Below are 1,099 nucleotides of genomic sequence, written 5' to 3'. Positions count from 1 at the left end.
AGTTTAGGTATTCTTCGATTGATTCTTGAGATAGCTTAACGGTACAACCCGCAGCAGAACGCTCAGCTGATGCATCAGACAGTTCGAATGCTTGCTCAACCGTTAGTGTTTCTAGACCTTCAATCTCAAGGATACGGCCAGAGAATTCATTCACTTTACCGGCTTTTTCAACAGTCAGTAGACCTTGTTGAATCGCGTAGTAAGGGATGGCATGAACTAGGTCACGAAGTGTGATACCCGGTTGCATCTTGCCTTTAAAGCGAACCAAAATTGATTCAGGCATATCCAATGGCATGACGCCTGTTGCCGCTGCGAATGCAACCAGACCAGAACCAGCTGGGAATGAAATACCTAGCGGGAAACGAGTATGCGAGTCGCCACCAGTACCGACAGTATCTGGCAGTAGCATACGGTTTAGCCACGAGTGGATAATGCCATCGCCTGGACGTAGAGAAACACCGCCACGGTTCATGATGAAATCAGGAAGTGTATGGTGAGTATTCACGTCAACTGGTTTAGGGTACGCAGATGTGTGACAGAACGACTGCATAACTAGGTCTGCTGAGAAGCCAAGACACGCAAGGTCTTTAAGCTCATCACGCGTCATAGGACCCGTTGTATCTTGAGAACCTACAGTTGTCATCTTAGGCTCACAGTAAGTGCCCGGACGAACACCTGCTACACCACATGCTTTACCAACCATTTTCTGTGCAAGCGTGTAACCCTTGCCAGAATCAGCGACTTCACCAGGTTTACGGAATACATCAGAAGACTCAAGACCTAGAGCTTGGCGCGCTTTATCTGTTAAACCACGACCGATGATCAGTGGGATACGACCGCCAGCACGTACTTCATCAATCAGCACGTCTGTTTTTAGAGAAAACTCAGCAAGTACTTCACCTGTTTCGTGGTTACATACTTTGCCTTCGTATGGGTAAACGTCGATAACGTCGCCCATATTCAACTTCGTTACATCAACTTCGATAGGCAGCGCGCCCGCATCTTCCATTGTGTTGAAGAAGATAGGTGCAATTTTACCGCCAAGCACGTAACCACCAGCGCGTTTGTTAGGTACGTAAGGGATATCATCGCCCATGAA

At 47.7% G+C, this 1,099-nt stretch carries 1 protein-coding gene; it reads right to left on the bottom strand.

Features of this window, described 5'->3' with window-relative positions:
• Positions 1-1,099, bottom strand: a 1,099-nt coding sequence (locus R7P72_RS25640) for an aconitase family protein (protein WP_318111050.1), incomplete at both ends; no start/stop codon positions are given.

The organism is Vibrio sp. Vb0888 (assembly GCF_033338835.1).
Classification (GTDB): Bacteria; Pseudomonadota; Gammaproteobacteria; order Enterobacterales; family Vibrionaceae; genus Vibrio; species Vibrio alginolyticus.
The sequence above is the reverse complement of the archived record's forward strand: the minus strand, read 5'-3'. Positions and strand labels throughout refer to the sequence as shown.